This window comes from Variovorax sp. 10N412, from assembly GCF_056394985.1.
Genome location: NZ_JBFTIO010000002.1, coordinates 443,575 through 461,195 on the forward strand (window position 1 = coordinate 443,575; position 17,621 = coordinate 461,195).

The window sequence follows — 17,621 nt, forward strand, 5'->3', positions numbered from 1 at the left end:
GGCGACTGTTTTCCCTTTCTTGCTCCCTCCTCTCCCGGGGGAGGGCTGGGGTGGGGGCGAGCGGCGTACCTGGTGGGCGCTCTGCCCGCCCCCATCCCGGCCTTCCCCCAAAGGGGGAAGGAGCAAGACCATGACGCTTCCCTTTCAATCGGCCGCCATCCTCGGCGCCGGCCTGATGGGCCGGCTGCTGGCCGTCACGCTCGCACAGGCCGGCTGCAAGGTCGACCTGTTCGAAGCCGGCGGCCCGGAAGCCGAAGGCGCGGCGGCGCGCGTGGCGGCCGCCATGCTCGCGCCGCTGGCCGAATCGGCCGTGGCGCCGGTGCCGGTCGTGCGCATGGGGCAGCATGCGCTGTCGCGCTGGCCCGAGCTGCTCGCGCCGCTGGCGCAACCCGTGTTCTTCCAGCGCGAAGGCACGCTGGTGCTCTGGCACCGGCAGGACGCCGCCGAAGCCGCGCGGCTGGCGCGCGTGCTCGCGAACACCGGCACGCAGGTGCCCGAACTCGCGCCGATGCGCACGCTCGACGGCCAGGCCATCGCCGCGCTGGAGCCTTCGCTGGGCCAGCGCTTCGCGCAGGGCCTGTTCCTGCCCGGCGAAGGCCAGCTCGACAACCGCGCGTTGCTGGCCGCGCTGCTCGCCACCCTGCAGGCCGAACCTCGCGTGTCGCTGCACTGGCAGTCGCCGCGCGCACCGTCGGACTTCGCACCGGGCACGGCGGGCCAGCCCGACTGGGTGGTCGACTGCCGCGGCCTCGGCGCCAAGCCCCAATGGAGCGCGCTGCGCGGCGTGCGGGGCGAGGTGATCCGCGTGCATGCGCCCGAAGTGAGCCTGCGGCGCCCCACCCGCCTCGTGCACCCGCGCTATCCGCTCTACATCGCGCCCAAACCCGACCACCTGTTCGTGATCGGCGCGACCGAGATCGAGTCGGACGACATGTCGAGCGCCAGCGTGCGCTCCACGCTCGAACTGCTGAGCGCGGCTTATGCGGTGCACAGCGGCTTCGCGGAAGCGCGCATCGTGGAAATCGCCACGCAATGCCGCCCCACGCTGCCCGACAACCTGCCCGCCATTCGCAGCCCGCGGCCCCGCGTGCTGCAGATCAACGGCCTGTACCGCCACGGTTTCATGATCGCGCCCGCCATGCTCGACGTGGCGATGGAGCTGCTCGCGCACGGCCACTCCGCCCTCGCGCAAGGCTTCGGCCTGGAGACCGCCCCCGCATGACGATGAACATCCTGATCAACGACAAGCCCTTCGCGTTGCCCGACAACGCCCTGCTGACCGACGCATTGGCAGCGCTGAACGCCACGCCGCCTTTCGCGGTGGCCGTGAACCGCGAGTTCGTGCCGCGCTCGGCCTATGCCGCGCGCGCGCTGCAGCCCGACGACCGCATCGAAGTGATCCGCCCCGTGACGGGCGGCTGAATGATGGAGACGACCCCCATGACGACGAACGACCCGCTGGTTCTCTACGGCGAGACCTTCCAGAGCCGTCTGCTGCTGGGCACCGCGCGCTACCCCTCGCCCGACCTGCTCGAAGCGGCGGTGAAGCGCGCGAAGCCCGCGATGCTCACCGCCTCGCTGCGCCGCCAGACCGCCCACCAGGGGTCCGGTGGCAACGAGACCGGCAACGGCTTCTGGGCGCTGTTGCGCGAGCTCGCCGTGCCGGTGCTGCCCAACACCGCCGGCTGCCACAGCGTGCAGGAGGTGGTCGCCACCGCGCAGATGGCGCGCGAGCTGTTCGACACGCCGTGGATCAAGCTCGAGCTCATCGGCGACGACTACACGCTGCAGCCCGACACGCTGAACCTGGTCGATGCCGCCTCGCAACTGATTCGCGACGGCTTCAAGGTGCTGCCGTATTGCACCGAAGACCTGGTGCTGTGCCAGCGGCTGGTCGACATCGGCTGCCAGGCCGTGATGCCCTGGGCCGCTCCCATCGGCACGGGCCGCGGGCCGGTCAACCCCTACGCATTGCAGGTGCTGCGCGACCGGCTCAAGGTGCCGATGCTGGTCGACGCGGGCCTGGGCCTGCCCTCGCATGCCTGCCAGGTGATGGAGTGGGGCTACGACGGCGTGCTGCTCAACACGGCAGTCGCCCTGGCGCAAGACCCGGTTGCGATGGCCGGCGCCTTCGCCGACGCGGTGCAGGCCGGCCGCACCGCGTACCGCGCCGGCGCCATGGCCGCGCAGGACGCCGCGCAGCCCAGCACGCCCGTGCTCGGCACACCCTTCTGGCACCACGCACCATGAGCACCCCCCTCGACCCTCGCGCCGTTGCGCAAGCCATCGTCGCGACCCACGGCCTGCGCTTCGGCGCCATCGTTTCCGCGCCGGTCAGCGCGCCGGTCTTCTCGTCGGACGACCCGGTCTACCGCGGCGCCAAGCAGGGCTGCACGGCGCTCGGTTTCATCGAGATCGATGCCGAATGCCTGGCCCTGGCCTGGCGCGCGCAGACGCAGCGCCTGAGCAACTTCGACGCCGCGCTGTGGCCCGACGCGCCGGAAGATTTCGGCCTGCGGGCCTTTCCCCCGGCCGCGCGCGCCGATGCATTTCCGCCCTGCCCCGAACGCCTCGGCCTCTACGCCGTGCTGCCCGATGCGCAGTGGGTCGGGCGCATGGCGCGGGCCGGCGTGCCGACCGTGCAACTGCGCTTCAAGTCCGACGATGCGGCGGCCGTCGAACGCGAGGTGCAGGCCGCCGTCGATGCGGTGCAAGGCACGGGCGCCCTGCTCTTCATCAACGACCACTGGCAAGTCGCCATCGCGGCCGGCGCCTACGGCATCCACCTCGGCCAGGAAGACCTCGACGCGCTCACACCCGACGAGCTGGCGCAGCTGCGCGCCAGCGGCCTGCGGCTGGGCGTCAGCACGCACGGCTATGCGGAGATGGTGCGCGCCGACCGGGTAAGCCCGAGCTACATCGCGATGGGCGCGGTGTACCCGACCACGCTCAAGAAGATGGCGACCGCGCCGCAGGGCGTGGCCCGCCTCGGCGCCTACGCGCGCCTGCTGCGCGGCTACCCGCAGGTGGGCATCGGCGGCATCGACGCCGTGCGGCTGCCCGAGGTGCTGGCCACCGGCGTCGGCTCCGTCGCCGTGGTGCGCGCGCTGGTCGCGGCCGAAGACCCCGAAGCCACGGCCGCGCAATGGATGGCGGCGATGCGTGCCGAAGCTGCACGCAACTGAACCCAATGAAACAACACACTCTTTCGCCTCTCTCCTGCGCCGTCGCGGCCGCGCTTCTTGCCGCCGCCTGGAGCGCCCATGCGCAGCAGGCCGCGCTGCGTGAAGTCACCGTCAACGACGCGGCCGCCGCGCCACAGGCCGACATCAGCGGCTTCGGCGACGTGCCGCTGCGCGAGCTGCCGATCTCGGCCACCGTGGTCGACAGCAAGCAACTGCGCGACAGCGGCGCACGCCGGCTCGCCGACCTCACGCAGTTCGACGCCTCGGTCACCGACGCCTACAACTCCGCCGGCTACTGGGACTACCTCACGGTGCGCGGCTTCGTGCTGGACAACCGTTTCAACTACCGGCGCGAGGGACTCCCGATCAGCGCGGAGACCTCGATTCCGCTGGACAACAAGGAGCGCGTGGAAATCCTGCGTGGCACCAGCGGCATCCAGGCCGGCACCAGTGCGCCGGGCGGGCTGGTCAACTACGTCGTGAAGCGGCCCACCGAGCAGGACCTGCGCACGGTGCGCATCGAGACCACGAGCCGGGGCAGCGTGCTGGGCGCCCTCGACCTGGGCGGGCGCTTCGGCGAGAACCGCGAGTTCGGCTACCGGCTCAACGTGGCGAGCGAAAACCTCAAGCCGCTCACGCACAACCTCGACGGCAACCGCAACCTGTTCTCGCTCGCGGCCGACTGGCGCATCACGCGCGACTCGGTGCTGGAGCTGGAGGTCGAGCAAAGCCGCAAGACACAGCCGAGCCAGAACGGCTACAGCCTGCTGGGCAGCGTGCTGCCCGCGCCGGTGAACCCGCGTATCAACCTGAACAACCAGCCGTGGTCGCAGCCTTCGGTGTTCAAGGCGCTGACGGGCACGGTGCGCTTCAGCCAGGCGCTGAACGCCGACTGGCGCTGGAGCGCGCAAATAGGCCAGCAGCGCCTGAAGAGCGACGACCGGCTGGCCTACGCCTTCGGTTGCAGCGCCGAAGGCAACTACGACCGCTACTGCTCCGACGGCACCTTCGACGTGTACGACTTTCGCAGCGACAACGAGCGCCGCACGCAGACGGCAGGCAGCCTGAACCTCAAGGGCAACGTGACGACGGGCAGCGTGAAGCACGAGCTGGGTTTCGGGCTGCTGCAAAGCCGTGTGCGCAACCGGTTCGAGAACCAGGCCTACAACTATGCGGGCACGGGCAACATCCGGGGCACCGCCATCGTGCCTGCGAACCCGGACGCCACCACGCCGCAAACCAACCGCGACGAGCGCTCGACCGAGCTGTCGGTGCAGGACGCGATCCGCTGGAACGACCGCTTCACCACTTGGCTCGGCGTGCGACATACGCGGCTGGACCGCAGCAGCATCGGCAACGACGGCTCCAGTCCGACGGGCTACAGGCAAGGCGTGACCACGCCCTGGCTGGCCGCCAGCTACACGGTGCAGCCGGGGCTGCTGGCGTATGCGAGCTGGGGCCAGGGTGTGGAGTCGCAGGTGGTGCCGAACCGGGCCGACCAGTACGGCAACGCGGGGCAGGCCTTGCCCGCGTTGCGCTCGCGCCAATGGGAGCTGGGGCTGAAGGGCGGCACCGACGCGTTCAACTGGCAGCTTGCGTACTTCGACATCTCGCGCCCGATGACCAACATCGACCAGTGCGGCGAATTCTGCGACGTGCGCAACGACGGGCGTGCGGTGCATCGCGGCCTGGAGGCCGGCGCGCAGTGGATGCAGGGGCCATGGCGCCTCGGCGGCAGCGTGACGCTGATCGATGCGAAGCGCCGCGACAGCACGGCGAACCCGGCGCTCAACGGCCAGTCGCCCACCAACGTGCCCAAGCAGGTGCTGCGTGCCCAAGCCGCCTACCGCGTGGCGGGGGTGCCGGGCCTGGAGCTCGCGGGGCAGCTGTCGTACGAAGGCCGGCGCAACGTGCTGCCGGACGGCTCGGTCACGCTGCCTTCATGGACGCGCGTCGATGCGGTGCTGCGCTACGACACCAGGCTGCGCGGCGTGAACACGACCTGGACGCTGGCCGTGGACAACCTGTTCGACCGTCGCTACTGGAAGGAATCGCCCTACCAGTTCAGCCACGTCTACCTGTTCCCGGGCGCGCCGCGCACGCTTCGCCTCGGGCTGACGGTGGCGCTTTGAACCTTGCGAGGATCGCAAATTTGGCGAGGCTTTGATCGGCGGTTGAGAAGGCCCAAAAAATCACGCTATAATCTAAGGCTTGTTCCTCGATAGCTCAGTTGGTAGAGCGCCGGACTGTTAATCCGTAGGTCCCTGGTTCGAGCCCAGGTCGAGGAGCCACAAAAAGCCGCAAGGCCACTGGATGCTCCGCTACTCGCAAGGTAGCGGGGCATTTTCATTTGCGTCGTCGCATCGAAGGTGTTGCACAACGTCAAAAAATCGAAGCGTCGAACTCAGAATCGGCAAATCCATTGCATATAATTTAAGGCTTGTTCCTCGATAGCTCAGTTGGTAGAGCGCCGGACTGTTAATCCGTAGGTCCCTGGTTCGAGCCCAGGTCGAGGAGCCAAAACAAAACCACCCCGGTGGTTCCTGAATGCCTCGCTAGCCCACAGGTAGCGAGGCATTTCCTTTTGGGGCGCGGCTTCCTGCACGCTCATCGCGGCTGGAACGCGATGAGCCCCATGCCAGCAAGGCACACCGCCACGCCGGCCGCATCCCACGCCGTCGGCCGGATGCCGTCCACCGCCCACAGCCACGCAATGGCCACGCCGATGTACACACCGCCGTACGCCGCATAGACACGCCCCGCCGCCGCGTCATGCAAGGTCAGCAGCCATGCGAAGACCGCGAGGCTGATGGCGCCGGGCACCAGCCACCACGCCGAACGATCCTGCTTGAGCCAGAGATAAGGTAGATAGCAGCCGATGATTTCCGCCAGGGCCGTCGCAACGTAGAGCAGAAGGGTTCGCATGCACGAATTGTGCGGGGCCGCACGGCGCTTACCGGCAAGGCACGTGAGGCCATTGCTTGGAGGCTTCATGCCCGCGCACCTACACTGGCCCGAATGTCCCTCTGGTCCACGTCCTGCAAACACCCTGCTCCACGTGCGGCGCTGCCCCTGGCAGCGGCCGTTCGCCGCGCGGGTGCCGCCGCAGCGGCGACCACGGAAGTCTTGCGACGCATCGGCGCACTTTCCTGAGCCCGGCGGTCCGCTACCTTCCTTCTTGATGCGCGAACCATTGACCGCCGGGCACCCGCCGCGCGGTCGCGACGCCGTTCATTCCCTCTTTCGGAACGGCGACGCTTTCAATTGGAGTGCTTCATGCTTGCAACCATCCACGGGGAGCGCACGCTCACCGAACTCGACTTCGTTCGCCTCGAAAAACTGACCGACCATGCGCTGCCTGCGGCGCTCGCCGAGCTGCTCGATGCCGCCGACGTGCTGCCCTCGCGCGAGATGCCCGCCGACGTCGTCACCATGAACTCGCAGGTCGAGATCGAAGACCCGTCCACGCGGCAACGCCAGAAGATCACCGTCTGCTACCCCGGCGACGCGCAGCCCGGCGCCGGATTCGTCTCGGTGCTGTCGCCCGTGGGCATCGGCCTGCTCGGCGTGAAGAGCGGCACGCTCGCCAAGTGGGACATGCCCAACGGCGCGCAAGGCGCGGTGCGCGTGGTCTCGGTGCTGTTCCAGCCGGAGGCCAGCGGCGACTACGCGGCGTGACTTTCGGCACTGGTGCGACGAACGCCCGGGTCGTATCGTGGCGCGGTCGCCGGTGGCGCGTCGAATCGGGAGGCCGTGCAGGCCATGGCAATTCCATCTTCGGTTTCGAGAAGCGACGCCCGCCGCGAGCGCAGCATTCTTTTCACTCGACAGATCCGGACATGGCTTTTTCCAAACTTTCTCTCGCAAGCGCACTCGCCGGCCTGCTGGCCCTTTCGGGCTGCCAGACCATGGACATGCAGATGGGCAACCCGTCGGCCAAGACCGTGGCCACCGGCAGCGCCGCAGGGGCTGCCACCTCCGGCGAAAGCAGCCAGCTCGAACGCTGCGACTCCCCGCTCGGCACGGTCTCCCTGATCGAGAACCAGAGCGCGGGCTGGTACACCATCCTCACCGGCGAATACAAGCTGCCGCCCACCGCCAACCTGTTGCGCCTGCTGGTGCAGCAGTCGAACTGCTTCGTGGTGGTCGAGCGCGGCGCGGCCGGCATGAACGCCATGACGCGCGAGCGCGCGCTGCAGCAGTCGGGCGAGATGCGCGGGGGCAGCAACTTCGGCCGCGGCCAGATGGTGGCGTCCGACTACGGACTGTCGCCCGAAATCGTCTTCAGCAACAGCGATGCGGGCGGCCTGGGCGGTGCGCTCGGCGGCCTGGTGGGCGGCGGACGTGGCCGCGCCATCGCGCAGCTCGGCGCCAGCATGCAAACCAAGGAAGCCAGCGCGCTGCTGACCCTCATCGACAACCGCTCGGGGGTGCAGGTGGCTGCCTCCGAGGGCAGCGCTTCGAAGACCGACTTCGCGGGCTTCGCCGGCCTGAGCGGCCTCTCGGCGGCCGGTGGCGTGGGCGGCTACACGCGCACGCCGCAGGGCAAGGTGATTGCCGCGGCGTTCATGGACGCCTTCAACCAGATGGTGCGGTCGCTGCGCAACTACAAGGCACAGACCGTGCGTGGCCAGGGCCTGGGCGGCGGCGGCCGCCTGGGGGTGGACGGCGGCGCCGCGCCGTCGCAGACCTCGGCTCCGGCCGCCACGACCCGCCGCCGCAAGTAAGCACCCAAGCTGCCGGCACCGCGCCCGCCCGGGACACCGGGCGGGCGTTTTCGTTGGCGCAGGGCACGACCCGCGGGAATCGGTAGTCCGCCTCCCCCGTATATAGGATGGGCAGTGCGCGGACCGGGCCCTACGCTTTGCGTCATCCCGCCACCCTCTCCGCCTCCAGGACCCCTTTCCATGCGCCTCGCCCTCACGTCCTGCATGCGCGCATGCAGCCTTCCCGCACCGGCGCGCGCATGACCGCGGAGACACAGGTTGCCCTGGTCGAAGACGACACCGGCATGCGCGAGCGCATCTCGCGCGTGGTCGATGCAGACCCCTCGCTGAGCCTGGCCTACAGCGCTTCCAACGCCAGCGAGATCCTCGCGTGGCTGGTCGACAACCCGGTCGACGTGCTGCTGGTCGACCTCGGCCTGCCCGACCATCCCGGCCTGAAGGTGATCAGCCAGTGCCGCCACATGCAGCCGGCCTGCGCGGTGATGGTGCTGTCGATCTTCGGTGACGAGGCCAACATGGTCCAGGCCTTCGAGGCCGGTGCCAGCGGCTACCTGCTGAAGGACGGCACCGAGGCCGACCTGGCCACCCACATCCGGCACCTGCGCGCGGGCGGCTCGCCGATGTCGCCGGTGATCGCGCGCAAGTTGCTGCGCCGCTGGCAGGCCCATTCGGGCCCTGCCACGCCGCTTCCGACGGCAGCCGCCAAGTCCGCCGTGGCGCCCGAGCGGCTGTCACCGCGGGAGTTCGAGGTGCTCGACCTGGTCTCTCGTGGTTTCACCTATGTCGAAGTCGGGGTGCAGATGGGAGTCTCGGCCTCGACGGTTCAAACCCATATCCGCAACATTTACGGCAAGCTGGATGTGCACAACAAATCGGAAGCCGTGTTCGAGGCGCGCAGCCTCGGCTGGCTTCCCTAGGGTGATCACGGGAGGCCTGGGCGGGCTGCTGCTCGCAGCGCTCTGGACACTGTGCGCGTGGGCCGTTCAACCCGCGCATGCCGACGAAGCCACGCCCGCCAGGCCCCCGGCCGACGCACTGGACGTGAAAGCAGCCGACGCCGTGCTCGAGCCCGACGGGCTGCCCCGCCAGACTCGCCGCGTGCAGTTGCCGTTTCGCTGGGACCACGAGTTTCCCGGCCTGGGCGGCAAGGCCACCTACCGCATCGACCTGCCAGCCACCGCCGTGCCGGGCAACGAGCCCGCGGCGCTGCTGATGTCGGGCGTGGGCAACCAGGTGAGCATCTCGTTCAACGACGCGCTCGTGGCCAGCTACGGCAAGTTGGGCGACCCAGGCCACGACGCGACCAAGAGCAACCTGCTGGTGCCCCTGCCAGCCGCCCTGCGTCGCGAAGGCCAGGCGCAGTCGCTGGTGCTGCGCACCACCATCCAGCGCCAGCGCGGCGCGGGGGTGGCCAGCATCCAGTACGGCACGCAGGCCACCCTGGCCGCGCTGTACCGCTCGCAGCAGAACTGGCGCAACACCTCGGCCATCGTGTACGCCGTCAGCCTGCTGCTGATGGGCGGCCTGGCGGGCGGGCTGTGGCTGCGCCAGCGCGATGCGCTCTACGGCTGCTTCGCGCTCGCCGCACTCTCCGGCGTGGCGCGCAACCTCGACCGTGTGTGGCCCGACGTACCGGTTCCCTGGCCGCTCTGGGGTGCGGTGGTGGCGGTCTGCTACGCCTGCCACATCGGGCTCATTGCGCGCTTCGTGCTGCTGGTGCTCGACCGCAATCCGCCGTGGCTGGTGCGGGCCGTCTACGCGGCGCTGGTGCTTTCGGTGATGCTGGCCTGCGCCTCCTTCGCCTTCGCGCTCCCGGCGTTGTGGACCACCGGCCTGGCCATCCTGCAGCTGACGAGCATCGTCTGCCTGCCCTACGTGGTGTACGGCGCGATGGTGGAGCGCCGACGCATCGCCGCGGTGCTGATGGCGGCGGGCACGCTCGCCATCCTGGCCGGCGCGCACGACCTGCTGCTGGTGCGCATGGCCCTCTTCGGCGGCGCCCACTACACGCTGACGGCGCACGCCATGTTCTTCTTCGTGATGATCCTGGCGGGACTGGTGGTCGAGCGCTACAGCCGCACGGTGGCCGACTACAGCGCGCTCAACACCAACCTCGCGGCGCGTGTCGCGGAACGCGAGGACCAGTTGCGCGCCGCCTTCGAAACGGTGCGCCAGCAGCAGCAGCAGCAGGCCGTGCTGCTGGAGCGCCAGCGCATCATGCGGGAGATCCACGATGGCGTGGGTTCGCAACTGGTGGGCCTGCTCAACCTGGTGACCCAGCCCACCTCCGACCGCGGCGTGGTCGAAGAACATGTGAAGCTCGCGCTCGACGAGATGCGCATGGCGGTCGACTCGCTGCAGCCCACGCACGACGACCTGCCCACGGTGCTGGCCACCTTGCGCTACCGCCTGCAGCCGCGGCTGGACGCCGCGGGCATCGAGCTGGTGTGGGACGTGGCCGTGATTCCCGAGCTGGCGCCGTTCGCCGCGCAGGCCGCACTGCAGCTGCAGCGCATCCTGCTGGAGGCCTTCACCAACGTGCTGAAGCATGCGGGCGCCACGCGCATCGTGATGCAGGCCAGTTGGAGCGGAGAGACGTCGCCGCCGCTGGTGCGCATCGTGCTCACCGACAACGGTCGCGGGCTTCCCACCGCCCCTGCGGCGCCTTCGGACCCGCGGCAGGCCGGCCATGGCATCGCCAACATGCGTGCGCGCGCTCAGTCCATCGGCGCGCGGCTGCACATCGAGACGGCGGACGAAACAACCGGCGGAACCCGCGTGCTGCTGGACTGGCCCTGCGCCCTGCCCTGACGCGCGGGTGGGGCGCGCCGTCAGCGCAGCGCGAACGCCAGCGTGACAGCGCCGAGCGCCAGCAATGCGAGCCCGGCGATGAAGACCATCTCGCCCCAGGCCTCCAGCCGTGCGCCGGCGCGTTGCGTGCGCATCGAGATGAAAGACAGCAGCGCGCTGGCCAGGAAGACCAGCGCGTCGACGGCCAGCAGGCGGTCGATCAGCAGCCGCATGTCGTCGCGCGGACCGAGGTGCCCGATGGACATCACCGTCATGCACACGCCGATCATGGTGGCCGACGTGGGCAGGATGTGTGCCGAGAGGCTTTTTGCGGACGACGTCATGTCAAGTGGCATTCGGCCTGGACTTTTCGAGAAACACCGAGGAACCGCTTTGCCGGGCCTCGGGTGTTGCCCCCGGCAGGGGGGAGGAGAAGCGACACGGCGTGCGCGAAGCCTGGGGGCGAGCCCGCTAGCCGATTCGCACCGGCACGAAGATCTTGTCTTCGCCGCGCTGGATCAGCAGCGCCACCGACTTGTTGGTCGCCTTGGCCACCACCTCGCGCACCTGCTCCACGCTCTGCGCCGGCGTGCCGTTGATGGCCAGCAGCACGTCGCCCGCCTGCACGCCCGCCTGCGCCGAGGGGCCCGCGGCGTCTTCGATCAGCAGCCCGGTGTCGATCGAGGTCTCGCGCTTTTCCTGCGGCTGCAACGGGCGCAATGCCAGGCCCAGCTTGCCTTGCCCGGCCGCTGCATCGGCCTTGGCGACCTGCGCGGGCTTGTCGCTCGCGTCGCCGAGCTTGGCCTGCAGCTCCTGGCGTTCGCCCTGGCGCCACACCTCGAGCGTGACCTTCTTGCCCGGCGCCTGCTGGCCGATCACCGCGGGCAGGTCGCCCGAGGACACGATGCGCTGGCCGTCCACGCTGCGGATCACGTCGCCCGCCTTCAGGCCGGCCTTGTCGCCGGGGCCGCCCTTCTCGATGTTGGAGACCAGCGCGCCTTCGGGCTTGTCGAGCTTGAACGACTCGGCAAAGGCCTGGTTCACCTCCTGCACGGCCACGCCAAGACGCGCATGCGTGGCCTTGCCGGTGGCGACGATCTGGTCCTTCACCTGAATGGCCACGTCGATCGGAATGGCGAACGACAGGCCCTGGTAGCCACCGCTGCGGCTGTAGATCTGCGAGTTGATGCCCACCACCTCGCCGCGCGTGTTGAGCAGCGGGCCGCCGGAGTTGCCGGGGTTCACGGCCACGTCGGTCTGGATGAAAGGCACATAGCTGTCGTCGGGCAGCGTGCGGCCCTTGGCGCTCACCACGCCGGCCGTCACGGTGTTCTCGAAGCCGAAGGGCGAGCCGATGGCCAGCACCCATTCGCCGACCTTCAGGTCCTTGGTGTTGCCCAGGGCCAGCACCGGCAGGTTCTTGGCGTCGATCTTCAGCACCGCGATGTCGGTCTTGGCGTCGGCGCCCAGCACCTTGGCGCGGAACTCGCGGCGGTCGGTCAGCTTGACGGTGACTTCCTTGGCGTCCTTCACCACATGGGCGTTGGTGATGATGATGCCGGCGGGGTCGACGATGAAACCCGAGCCCTGCGCATGCACCGGCACGTCGCGTTGCTGCTGCTTGCCTTGCGGACCCATCTGGCCCTGGAAGCGGCGGAAGAACTGGAACATCGGATCTTCAGGGTCCACGCCCTGGATCTCGGCGGCGGCTTCGTCGTCCGACGCCTTCATGGTGCCGGTGACGCTGATGTTGACCACGGCAGGGCCGTCGCGCGTGGTGATGGTGGAGAAGTCGGGCAGCGTGACCATGGCCGCGGGCGCGCTCACGGTGGCATTGGTGGCCGGTGCGCCCACGGCACGGGCGCTGGTATAGGCGCCGGCACCGACGGCACCGATCACACCCGCGCTCGCCAGTGCAATCACCAAGGCGCGGGGCGAAGTCAGACGGGAGTTCATTTGTCGGTTCCTTTCAATGCGTATCAACGCAAACACGATGAAAGGAATGTCGTCGCGCAGGCTTAAGCGCCGCTTAAACGCCGATCAAACGTCGATCAAGCGGCCGAAGGCGCAAAGACGATGCGCACGCGCAGCCCACCGAGGCTGGGCGATTCGTCGAGCGCCACCGTGGCGCCGTGCAACTCGGCGATCGACTTCACGATGGCCAGGCCCAGGCCGCTGCCGGGCGCCTGCGTTTCTCCGGAGCGGTAGAAGCGGTCGAGCACGCGTTCGCGCTCCGCCGGCGGCAGGCCCGGACCACTGTCGTCGACGGTGAGTTCCACCGCGTCGTTGCGCTGAGTGATGGCTATGTCGACGCGGCCTTCGACGGGCGTGTACTTGACCGCGTTCTCCAGCAGGTTGCGCAGCAGCATGCGCAGCGCCTCCGACTGGCCGTCGACCACGGCGGCATCGGCGTGCGTGATGCCGATGTCGATGCCGCGCGCCTGGGCCGCCGCCACGGCGTCGGACACGGCAAGGCGCGCCACCTCCGACAGGTCGACCGGCTCGGGCTTCGCGCCCGCCGCCATGCTGGCCTCGTGGCGCGCCAGCGCGAGCATCTGCTCGACCAGCCGCGTGGCGCGGTCGATGCCCGCCACGAGGCGGCTCACGGCCAGGTCCCGCGATGCGCCGTCGGGTGCGCGCTGCAGGCCCTGCACCTGGAGCTTCAATGCGGCCAGCGGCGAGCGCAGCTCGTGCGCGGCATCGGCCACGAAGTGCTTCTGCGCATCGAAGGCGTGGCGCACGCGGTCGAACAGCAGGTTCAGCTCCTGCACCAGCGGGCGCACCTCTTCCGGCAGGCCCTCTTCGCTGACCGGCGACAGGTCGTCGGCCTGACGCGACGCCACCTGCTTGCGCACGCGCGCCACCGGCGCGAGCGAGCGGCTCACCACCCACCACACGACCAGCATCAGCAACGGCGCCATCAGCGCCACCGGCGCGATGGTGCGCAAGGCCAGCGTGCCGGCCATGTGGCGGCGCGCGGCCATGTCCTGCGCCACCTGGATCACCAGCCCGCGCGTCTGCATCGAGAACACGCGGTAGGTGGTGCCGCGCGCATGCACGTCGGCAAAGCCCAACACCGCGAGCTGCGGCAGCGCGGCCTCTTCCGCCGACTCGAAGATGCGCGTGCCGTCGGCCGTCCATACCTGCACCACGAAGTCGAAGTTCTGCTCGCCGGTGCCGATGCCCCCGACCGCCGCGCTCGGCGGCAGGCCCGCGCGCAGCGACAGCGCCATCTGCTGCATGTGGTAATCGAAGATGTCGTCGGCCTCGGTGAGCACCGTGCGGTACGCCACCAGCGCCTGCGCGCCAGCGGCCAGCACGATGGCCGCGAGCAGGAAACCCAGCAGCCGCGCGCGCAGCGAACCCGTCAGGCTGCGCCTCACAGTTTGGGCACCATGTAGCCGACGCCGCGCACATTGCGGATCAGTTCCGCCCCGAGCTTCTTGCGCAGCCCGTGCACGTAGACCTCGACCGCGTTGCTGCTGATCTCGTCCTTCCAGCTGTAGAGCTTTTCTTCGAGCTGGGCACGCGACAGCACCATGCCGGGCCGCGCCAGCAAAGGCTCCAGCACGGCCCACTCGCGCGCCGACAGCACCACCGGCTGGCCGGCCACCGTGACCTCGCGCGTGGCCGGGTTGATGCTCACGCCCATGTGCTCATACACCGGCTCGGCACGCCCCGCCGCGCGGCGCAGCAAGGCGCGGATGCGGGCCAGCAACTCGTCGAGATCGTAGGGCTTGAGCACGTAGTCGTCGGCGCCGGCGTCGAGGCCTTCGATGCGCTGCTGCACCGAGTCGCGTGCCGTCGCGATGAGCACGGGCATGCGCTGCTTGCGCGCGCGCAGGTTGCGCAGCACCTCCAGGCCGTCGCGGCGCGGCACGCCCAGGTCGAGCATCACCAGGTCGTACTGCTGGGTGCGCAAGGCCGACTCGGCGGCCTCGCCGTCTTTCACCCAGTCCACCGCGTACTGCTCGGCACGCAGCAGGTCGAGCACGGCTTCGCCGATCATCACGTCGTCTTCGAGGAGCAGGAGTCGCATGGTGGGTGTGTCCCTGGTTCGGATGCGGAGGGTTCGAGGCGGGCGCCGCGCGGAAAGTTCAGCTCACAGCAAGGAGCGCACTTCGCGCGCGGCTTCGAACAGCAGCGGCAGCATGTCGCGCTGCAGCGCTTCTTCCTGGTAGCGCGTGCCCGACAGCACCACGTTCAGCGCGGCCACCGTGTGGCCCTGCATGTCGCGCAGCGGCACCGCCAGCGCCTGCACGCCGAGTTCGTGCTCTTCGCTGGCGAAGCAGTGGTCGTCCTTGCGTGCGCGCGCGACCAGCTGGCGCAGGCCGCGCGCCTGCGTCACCGTCTGCGGCGTGAGCCGCGCCAGGTGGCGGCCCTTGAGCCATTGCGTGAACTGCGTGGGAGGCATCGCGGCCAGCAGCACACGGCCCGTGGAGGTGGCATGCGCCGGCAAGCGTGCACCCAGGTGCAGGCCGTAGGCCAGCACGCGCGTCGGCGTGCCGTAGCTGCCGCTGCGCGCCACGATGACCACCTCTTCCCCGTCGAGCACCACGGCGGAAAACGATTCGCCCGTCTGCGCGGCCAGCCGGTTCAGCGTGGGCTGCAGCGCGCGCGGCAGCCGCGACGACGCAAGGTAGCTGCCCGAGAAGCGCAGCACCTTGGGCGCCATCCAGAAATAGCTGCCGTCGGTCTCCAGGTAGCCCAGGTGCGCCAGCGTCAGCAGGTGGCGGCGGGCCGCGGCGCGCGTGAGGCCGGCGCGCTCGGCGGCCAGCGTGGCGTTGAGGCGCTGGCGCTCGGTGTCGAAGCTTTCGAGCACGGCCATGCCCTTGGCGATGCCTTCGATGAAATCGGCTTTGGCGATGGTCATGCGTCGGTGGTTCGTCTGGAGTTCGCGGGTGAACGGTGCCCGGATGGAAGTGTTGCGCGATCATCGCGCACGCGTTCGCATGATCGCACACAGCCTCCGCGCCCGCCGCCACAGAACCGCCCCCGCGCCCTACGCTCGACGAAACCATCTCGGAGACACGAACATGCGCACCCAGGTCGCGATCATCGGCGCCGGCCCCGCAGGCCTTCTGCTCGGGCAGCTTCTGCACAAGGCCGGCATCGACAACGTCATCGTCGAGCGCCAGAGCGGCGATTACGTGCTGGGCCGCATCCGCGCCGGCGTGCTCGAACAGGTCACGATGGACCTGCTGGCGCGTGCCGGCGTCGACGCCCGCGCCAAGTCCGAAGGCCTGCCGCACGGCGGCATCGAGCTGCTGTTCAAGGGCGCGCGCCACCGCATCGACATGCACGGCCTCACGGGCGGCAAGCAGGTGACGGTGTACGGCCAGACCGAGGTGACGCGCGACCTGATGGAAGCGCGCACGGCCGAGGGCCTCACCACCATCTACAGCGCGGCGAACGTCAGCCTGCACGACTTCGACTCGGCCAAGCCGCGCGTGCGCTACGAGAAGGACGGCCAGGCGCACGAGCTCGAATGCGACTTCATCGCCGGCTGCGACGGCTACCACGGCGTGAGCCGCGCGAGCGTGCCGGCCGGCGCCATCCAGACCTACGAGAAGGTCTACCCCTTCGGCTGGCTGGGCGTGCTGGCCGACGTGCCGCCGGTGTCGCACGAGCTCATCTACGCCAACACCGAGCGCGGCTTTGCCCTGTGCAGCATGCGCAGCGCCACACGGTCGCGCTACTACGTGCAGGTGCCAACCGACGAACGCGTGGAAAACTGGAGCGACGACGCCTTCTGGAACGAGCTGCGCGCGCGACTCGACCCCGAGGCGCGCGAGCAGCTGGTCACCGGTCCCTCGATCGAAAAGAGCATTGCGCCGCTGCGCAGCTTCGTGGCGGAGCCGATGCGCTTCGGCGCGCTGTTCCTGGCCGGCGACGCGGCGCACATCGTGCCGCCGACCGGCGCCAAGGGGTTGAACCTGGCGACGGCCGACGTGGGCTACCTCTCGCGTGCGCTCGAAATCTTCTACGCGGAGAAGTCGGCCTCGGCGCTGGACCGCTACTCCGACCTGTGCCTGCGCCGCGTGTGGAAGGCCGAGCGCTTCTCGTGGTGGTTCACCTCCCTGATGCACCGCTTTCCGGAAACGGGCGCCTTCGGCCAGAAGATCCAGGAGGCCGAGCTCGACTACCTGGTGCATTCGCACGCGGCCTCCACGTCGCTGGCAGAGAACTACGTCGGGCTGCCGCTGGAAGACTTCTAGGCCACCGCGCGGGCCGGGCCCGTGCGCCCTTCCAGCGCGGCCTTCATGGCCGCGCCGCCCTGCACCATCATCGGCTCGATGTAGGCCGCCATGGCGTCGGGCAGCACGTCGGTGATCCAGACGAAGCGCGAGCGCCCCTCGCCTTCCTCGAACACCTGCGCCGACGCGTGATGATGAGCGGCCCTGCCGCCGGTCACTGTATAGGCCAGCCGGCGATGCGCGTCGTCGAGCCCGACCATCGCCTCGCGCGCAACGAGGCCGTTGGCGAAGGTGAGGATGCGGGCACCTTCTGCATCGAGGCTGCAGGCGGCGACAAAGCCCGGTGCGAGCCGTGTGTGCACCGCACCGAAGTCGCGCAGCGCATCCCACACCTGGGCCGCATCGGCCTCGACGACGAATTCCTTGTACACGGTGGCCATGATCAACCTCGCTTCAAAGTGACGGTGCCCAGCCCGACGGGTGGGCCAGGCGGGCATCGTCGAGCAACGCGGCGATGCGGTCTTGGAAAATCCTGCGGTCACCCCGGGCGGCCTTGCCGCGCGTGCGGTAGCCGAAGCCGCCCCTGCGCACGTACGACACCGAGTAGCCCTCGTGCATCTCGGTGAAGGGCCTTGCATCGGGGCCCGCGTCGCAGCGGTAGCTGGCCACGCGAATCGGCTCGGTCTTCAGTTCGGAGGTGACGCGCATGGCCTTCGCCCTTC

Annotated in this window: 18 protein-coding genes and 2 tRNA genes; 12 read left to right on the forward strand and 8 right to left on the reverse strand. The window is 69.5% G+C overall.

From position 1 onward, the window contains the following. The first annotated feature begins 130 nt into the window (after positions 1-130). From AC1DJH_RS07595 to AC1DJH_RS07625, 7 genes are all read left to right on the forward strand, one after another. Positions 131-1,222, forward strand: a complete 1,092-nt coding sequence (locus tag AC1DJH_RS07595) for an FAD-dependent oxidoreductase (protein WP_478185277.1) — start codon at positions 131-133, stop codon at positions 1,220-1,222. After that, on the forward strand, positions 1,219-1,422 hold the full coding sequence (gene thiS / locus AC1DJH_RS07600; RefSeq protein WP_472115102.1) for a sulfur carrier protein ThiS: 204 nt from the start codon (positions 1,219-1,221) through the stop codon (positions 1,420-1,422). Before AC1DJH_RS07595 ends, thiS begins: the two co-directional genes overlap by 4 nt. Before the next feature lie 18 nt (positions 1,423-1,440). Beyond that, complete coding sequence (locus tag AC1DJH_RS07605; protein WP_478185278.1) at positions 1,441-2,250, forward strand: thiazole synthase; 810 nt, start codon at positions 1,441-1,443, stop codon at positions 2,248-2,250. Further along, positions 2,247-3,185, forward strand: a complete 939-nt coding sequence (gene thiE, locus AC1DJH_RS07610; RefSeq protein ID WP_478185279.1) for a thiamine phosphate synthase — start codon at positions 2,247-2,249, stop codon at positions 3,183-3,185. The genes AC1DJH_RS07605 and thiE overlap by 4 nt, the downstream gene beginning before the upstream one ends. Positions 3,186-3,190: 5 nt before the next feature. Further along, positions 3,191-5,317: a TonB-dependent siderophore receptor gene (locus AC1DJH_RS07615; RefSeq protein WP_478185280.1), complete on the forward strand. Its 2,127-nt coding sequence runs from the start codon at positions 3,191-3,193 to the stop codon at positions 5,315-5,317. Between the two features lie 83 nt (positions 5,318-5,400). Continuing rightward, positions 5,401-5,476, forward strand: a tRNA-Asn gene (locus AC1DJH_RS07620). Between the two features lie 153 nt (positions 5,477-5,629). Continuing rightward, positions 5,630-5,705: transfer RNA gene (locus AC1DJH_RS07625), tRNA-Asn, on the forward strand. Between the two features lie 87 nt (positions 5,706-5,792). Here AC1DJH_RS07625 and AC1DJH_RS07630 read toward each other — a convergent pair. Then, positions 5,793-6,110 (reverse strand): YnfA family protein, encoded by a 318-nt coding sequence (locus AC1DJH_RS07630; protein ID WP_472115093.1) that lies wholly within the window; start codon positions 6,108-6,110, stop codon positions 5,793-5,795. A 351-nt stretch (positions 6,111-6,461) separates the two neighbouring features. On the opposite strand from AC1DJH_RS07630, the gene AC1DJH_RS07635 reads away from it, so the two are divergent. The 4 genes from AC1DJH_RS07635 to AC1DJH_RS07650 all read left to right on the forward strand — a co-directional run bounded on the left by AC1DJH_RS07635 (position 6,462) and on the right by AC1DJH_RS07650 (position 10,723). Beyond that, complete coding sequence (locus AC1DJH_RS07635) at positions 6,462-6,863, forward strand: GreA/GreB family elongation factor (protein ID WP_478185281.1); 402 nt, start codon at positions 6,462-6,464, stop codon at positions 6,861-6,863. 161 nt (positions 6,864-7,024) lie between these two features. After that, entirely contained in the window at positions 7,025-7,912 is an 888-nt protein-coding gene (locus tag AC1DJH_RS07640) for a CsgG/HfaB family protein (RefSeq protein WP_478185282.1), read from the forward strand. 212 nt (positions 7,913-8,124) lie between these two features. Then, positions 8,125-8,829 (forward strand): response regulator, encoded by a 705-nt coding sequence (locus tag AC1DJH_RS07645; RefSeq protein ID WP_478185283.1) that lies wholly within the window; start codon positions 8,125-8,127, stop codon positions 8,827-8,829. Position 8,830: 1 nt separating this feature from the next. Continuing rightward, entirely contained in the window at positions 8,831-10,723 is a 1,893-nt protein-coding gene (locus tag AC1DJH_RS07650) for a sensor histidine kinase (protein ID WP_478185284.1), read from the forward strand. A 20-nt stretch (positions 10,724-10,743) separates the two neighbouring features. Here the strand turns inward: AC1DJH_RS07650 and AC1DJH_RS07655 are convergent, their stop codons facing one another. From AC1DJH_RS07655 to AC1DJH_RS07675, 5 genes are all read right to left on the reverse strand, one after another. Next, positions 10,744-11,046 carry a hypothetical protein gene (locus tag AC1DJH_RS07655; RefSeq protein WP_435446310.1) on the reverse strand — a complete coding sequence of 101 codons (303 nt, stop codon included), beginning with the start codon at positions 11,044-11,046 and terminating at the stop codon, positions 10,744-10,746. Positions 11,047-11,173: 127 nt separating this feature from the next. Next, on the reverse strand, positions 11,174-12,658 hold the full coding sequence (locus tag AC1DJH_RS07660) for a DegQ family serine endoprotease (protein WP_478185285.1): 1,485 nt from the start codon (positions 12,656-12,658) through the stop codon (positions 11,174-11,176). 95 nt (positions 12,659-12,753) lie between these two features. Beyond that, positions 12,754-14,085, reverse strand: coding sequence for an ATP-binding protein (locus tag AC1DJH_RS07665; RefSeq protein ID WP_435483883.1), 1,332 nt, complete (start codon positions 14,083-14,085; stop codon positions 12,754-12,756). Continuing rightward, complete coding sequence (locus AC1DJH_RS07670) at positions 14,082-14,741, reverse strand: response regulator (RefSeq protein WP_056518096.1); 660 nt, start codon at positions 14,739-14,741, stop codon at positions 14,082-14,084. Before AC1DJH_RS07670 ends, AC1DJH_RS07665 begins: the two co-directional genes overlap by 4 nt. Before the next feature lie 63 nt (positions 14,742-14,804). Then, entirely contained in the window at positions 14,805-15,575 is a 771-nt protein-coding gene (locus AC1DJH_RS07675; protein WP_472115075.1) for an IclR family transcriptional regulator domain-containing protein, read from the reverse strand. Positions 15,576-15,738: 163 nt separating this feature from the next. Between AC1DJH_RS07675 and pobA the strand changes: the two genes are divergently transcribed. Continuing rightward, entirely contained in the window at positions 15,739-16,920 is a 1,182-nt protein-coding gene (gene pobA / locus AC1DJH_RS07680) for a 4-hydroxybenzoate 3-monooxygenase (protein ID WP_478185286.1), read from the forward strand. Here pobA and AC1DJH_RS07685 read toward each other — a convergent pair. After that, the gene (locus AC1DJH_RS07685; RefSeq protein WP_478185287.1) at positions 16,917-17,339 is read right to left on the reverse strand and encodes an SRPBCC family protein; all 423 of its coding nucleotides are present in this window, start codon (positions 17,337-17,339) and stop codon (positions 16,917-16,919) included. The two genes, pobA and AC1DJH_RS07685, sit on opposite strands and share 4 nt — an antisense overlap. A 13-nt stretch (positions 17,340-17,352) precedes the next feature. Next, positions 17,353-17,607, reverse strand: a complete 255-nt coding sequence (locus AC1DJH_RS07690) for a hypothetical protein (RefSeq protein WP_478185288.1) — start codon at positions 17,605-17,607, stop codon at positions 17,353-17,355. Positions 17,608-17,621: the final 14 nt, after the last annotated feature.

Coding starts and splice junctions, on each gene's coding strand:
- AC1DJH_RS07595 (WP_478185277.1), top strand. CDS start 131: ATGACGCTTCCCTTTCAATCGGCCGCCATCCTCGGCGCCGGCCTGATG.
- thiS (WP_472115102.1), top strand. CDS start 1,219: ATGACGATGAACATCCTGATCAACGACAAGCCCTTCGCGTTGCCCGAC.
- AC1DJH_RS07605 (WP_478185278.1), top strand. CDS start 1,441: ATGACGACGAACGACCCGCTGGTTCTCTACGGCGAGACCTTCCAGAGC.
- thiE (WP_478185279.1), top strand. CDS start 2,247: ATGAGCACCCCCCTCGACCCTCGCGCCGTTGCGCAAGCCATCGTCGCG.
- AC1DJH_RS07615 (WP_478185280.1), top strand. CDS start 3,191: ATGAAACAACACACTCTTTCGCCTCTCTCCTGCGCCGTCGCGGCCGCG.
- AC1DJH_RS07630 (WP_472115093.1), bottom strand. CDS start 6,110: ATGCGAACCCTTCTGCTCTACGTTGCGACGGCCCTGGCGGAAATCATC.
- AC1DJH_RS07635 (WP_478185281.1), top strand. CDS start 6,462: ATGCTTGCAACCATCCACGGGGAGCGCACGCTCACCGAACTCGACTTC.
- AC1DJH_RS07640 (WP_478185282.1), top strand. CDS start 7,025: ATGGCTTTTTCCAAACTTTCTCTCGCAAGCGCACTCGCCGGCCTGCTG.
- AC1DJH_RS07645 (WP_478185283.1), top strand. CDS start 8,125: ATGCAGCCTTCCCGCACCGGCGCGCGCATGACCGCGGAGACACAGGTT.
- AC1DJH_RS07655 (WP_435446310.1), bottom strand. CDS start 11,046: ATGACGTCGTCCGCAAAAAGCCTCTCGGCACACATCCTGCCCACGTCG.
- AC1DJH_RS07660 (WP_478185285.1), bottom strand. CDS start 12,658: ATGAACTCCCGTCTGACTTCGCCCCGCGCCTTGGTGATTGCACTGGCG.
- AC1DJH_RS07670 (WP_056518096.1), bottom strand. CDS start 14,741: ATGCGACTCCTGCTCCTCGAAGACGACGTGATGATCGGCGAAGCCGTG.
- AC1DJH_RS07675 (WP_472115075.1), bottom strand. CDS start 15,575: ATGACCATCGCCAAAGCCGATTTCATCGAAGGCATCGCCAAGGGCATG.
- pobA (WP_478185286.1), top strand. CDS start 15,739: ATGCGCACCCAGGTCGCGATCATCGGCGCCGGCCCCGCAGGCCTTCTG.
- AC1DJH_RS07685 (WP_478185287.1), bottom strand. CDS start 17,339: ATGGCCACCGTGTACAAGGAATTCGTCGTCGAGGCCGATGCGGCCCAG.
- AC1DJH_RS07690 (WP_478185288.1), bottom strand. CDS start 17,607: ATGCGCGTCACCTCCGAACTGAAGACCGAGCCGATTCGCGTGGCCAGC.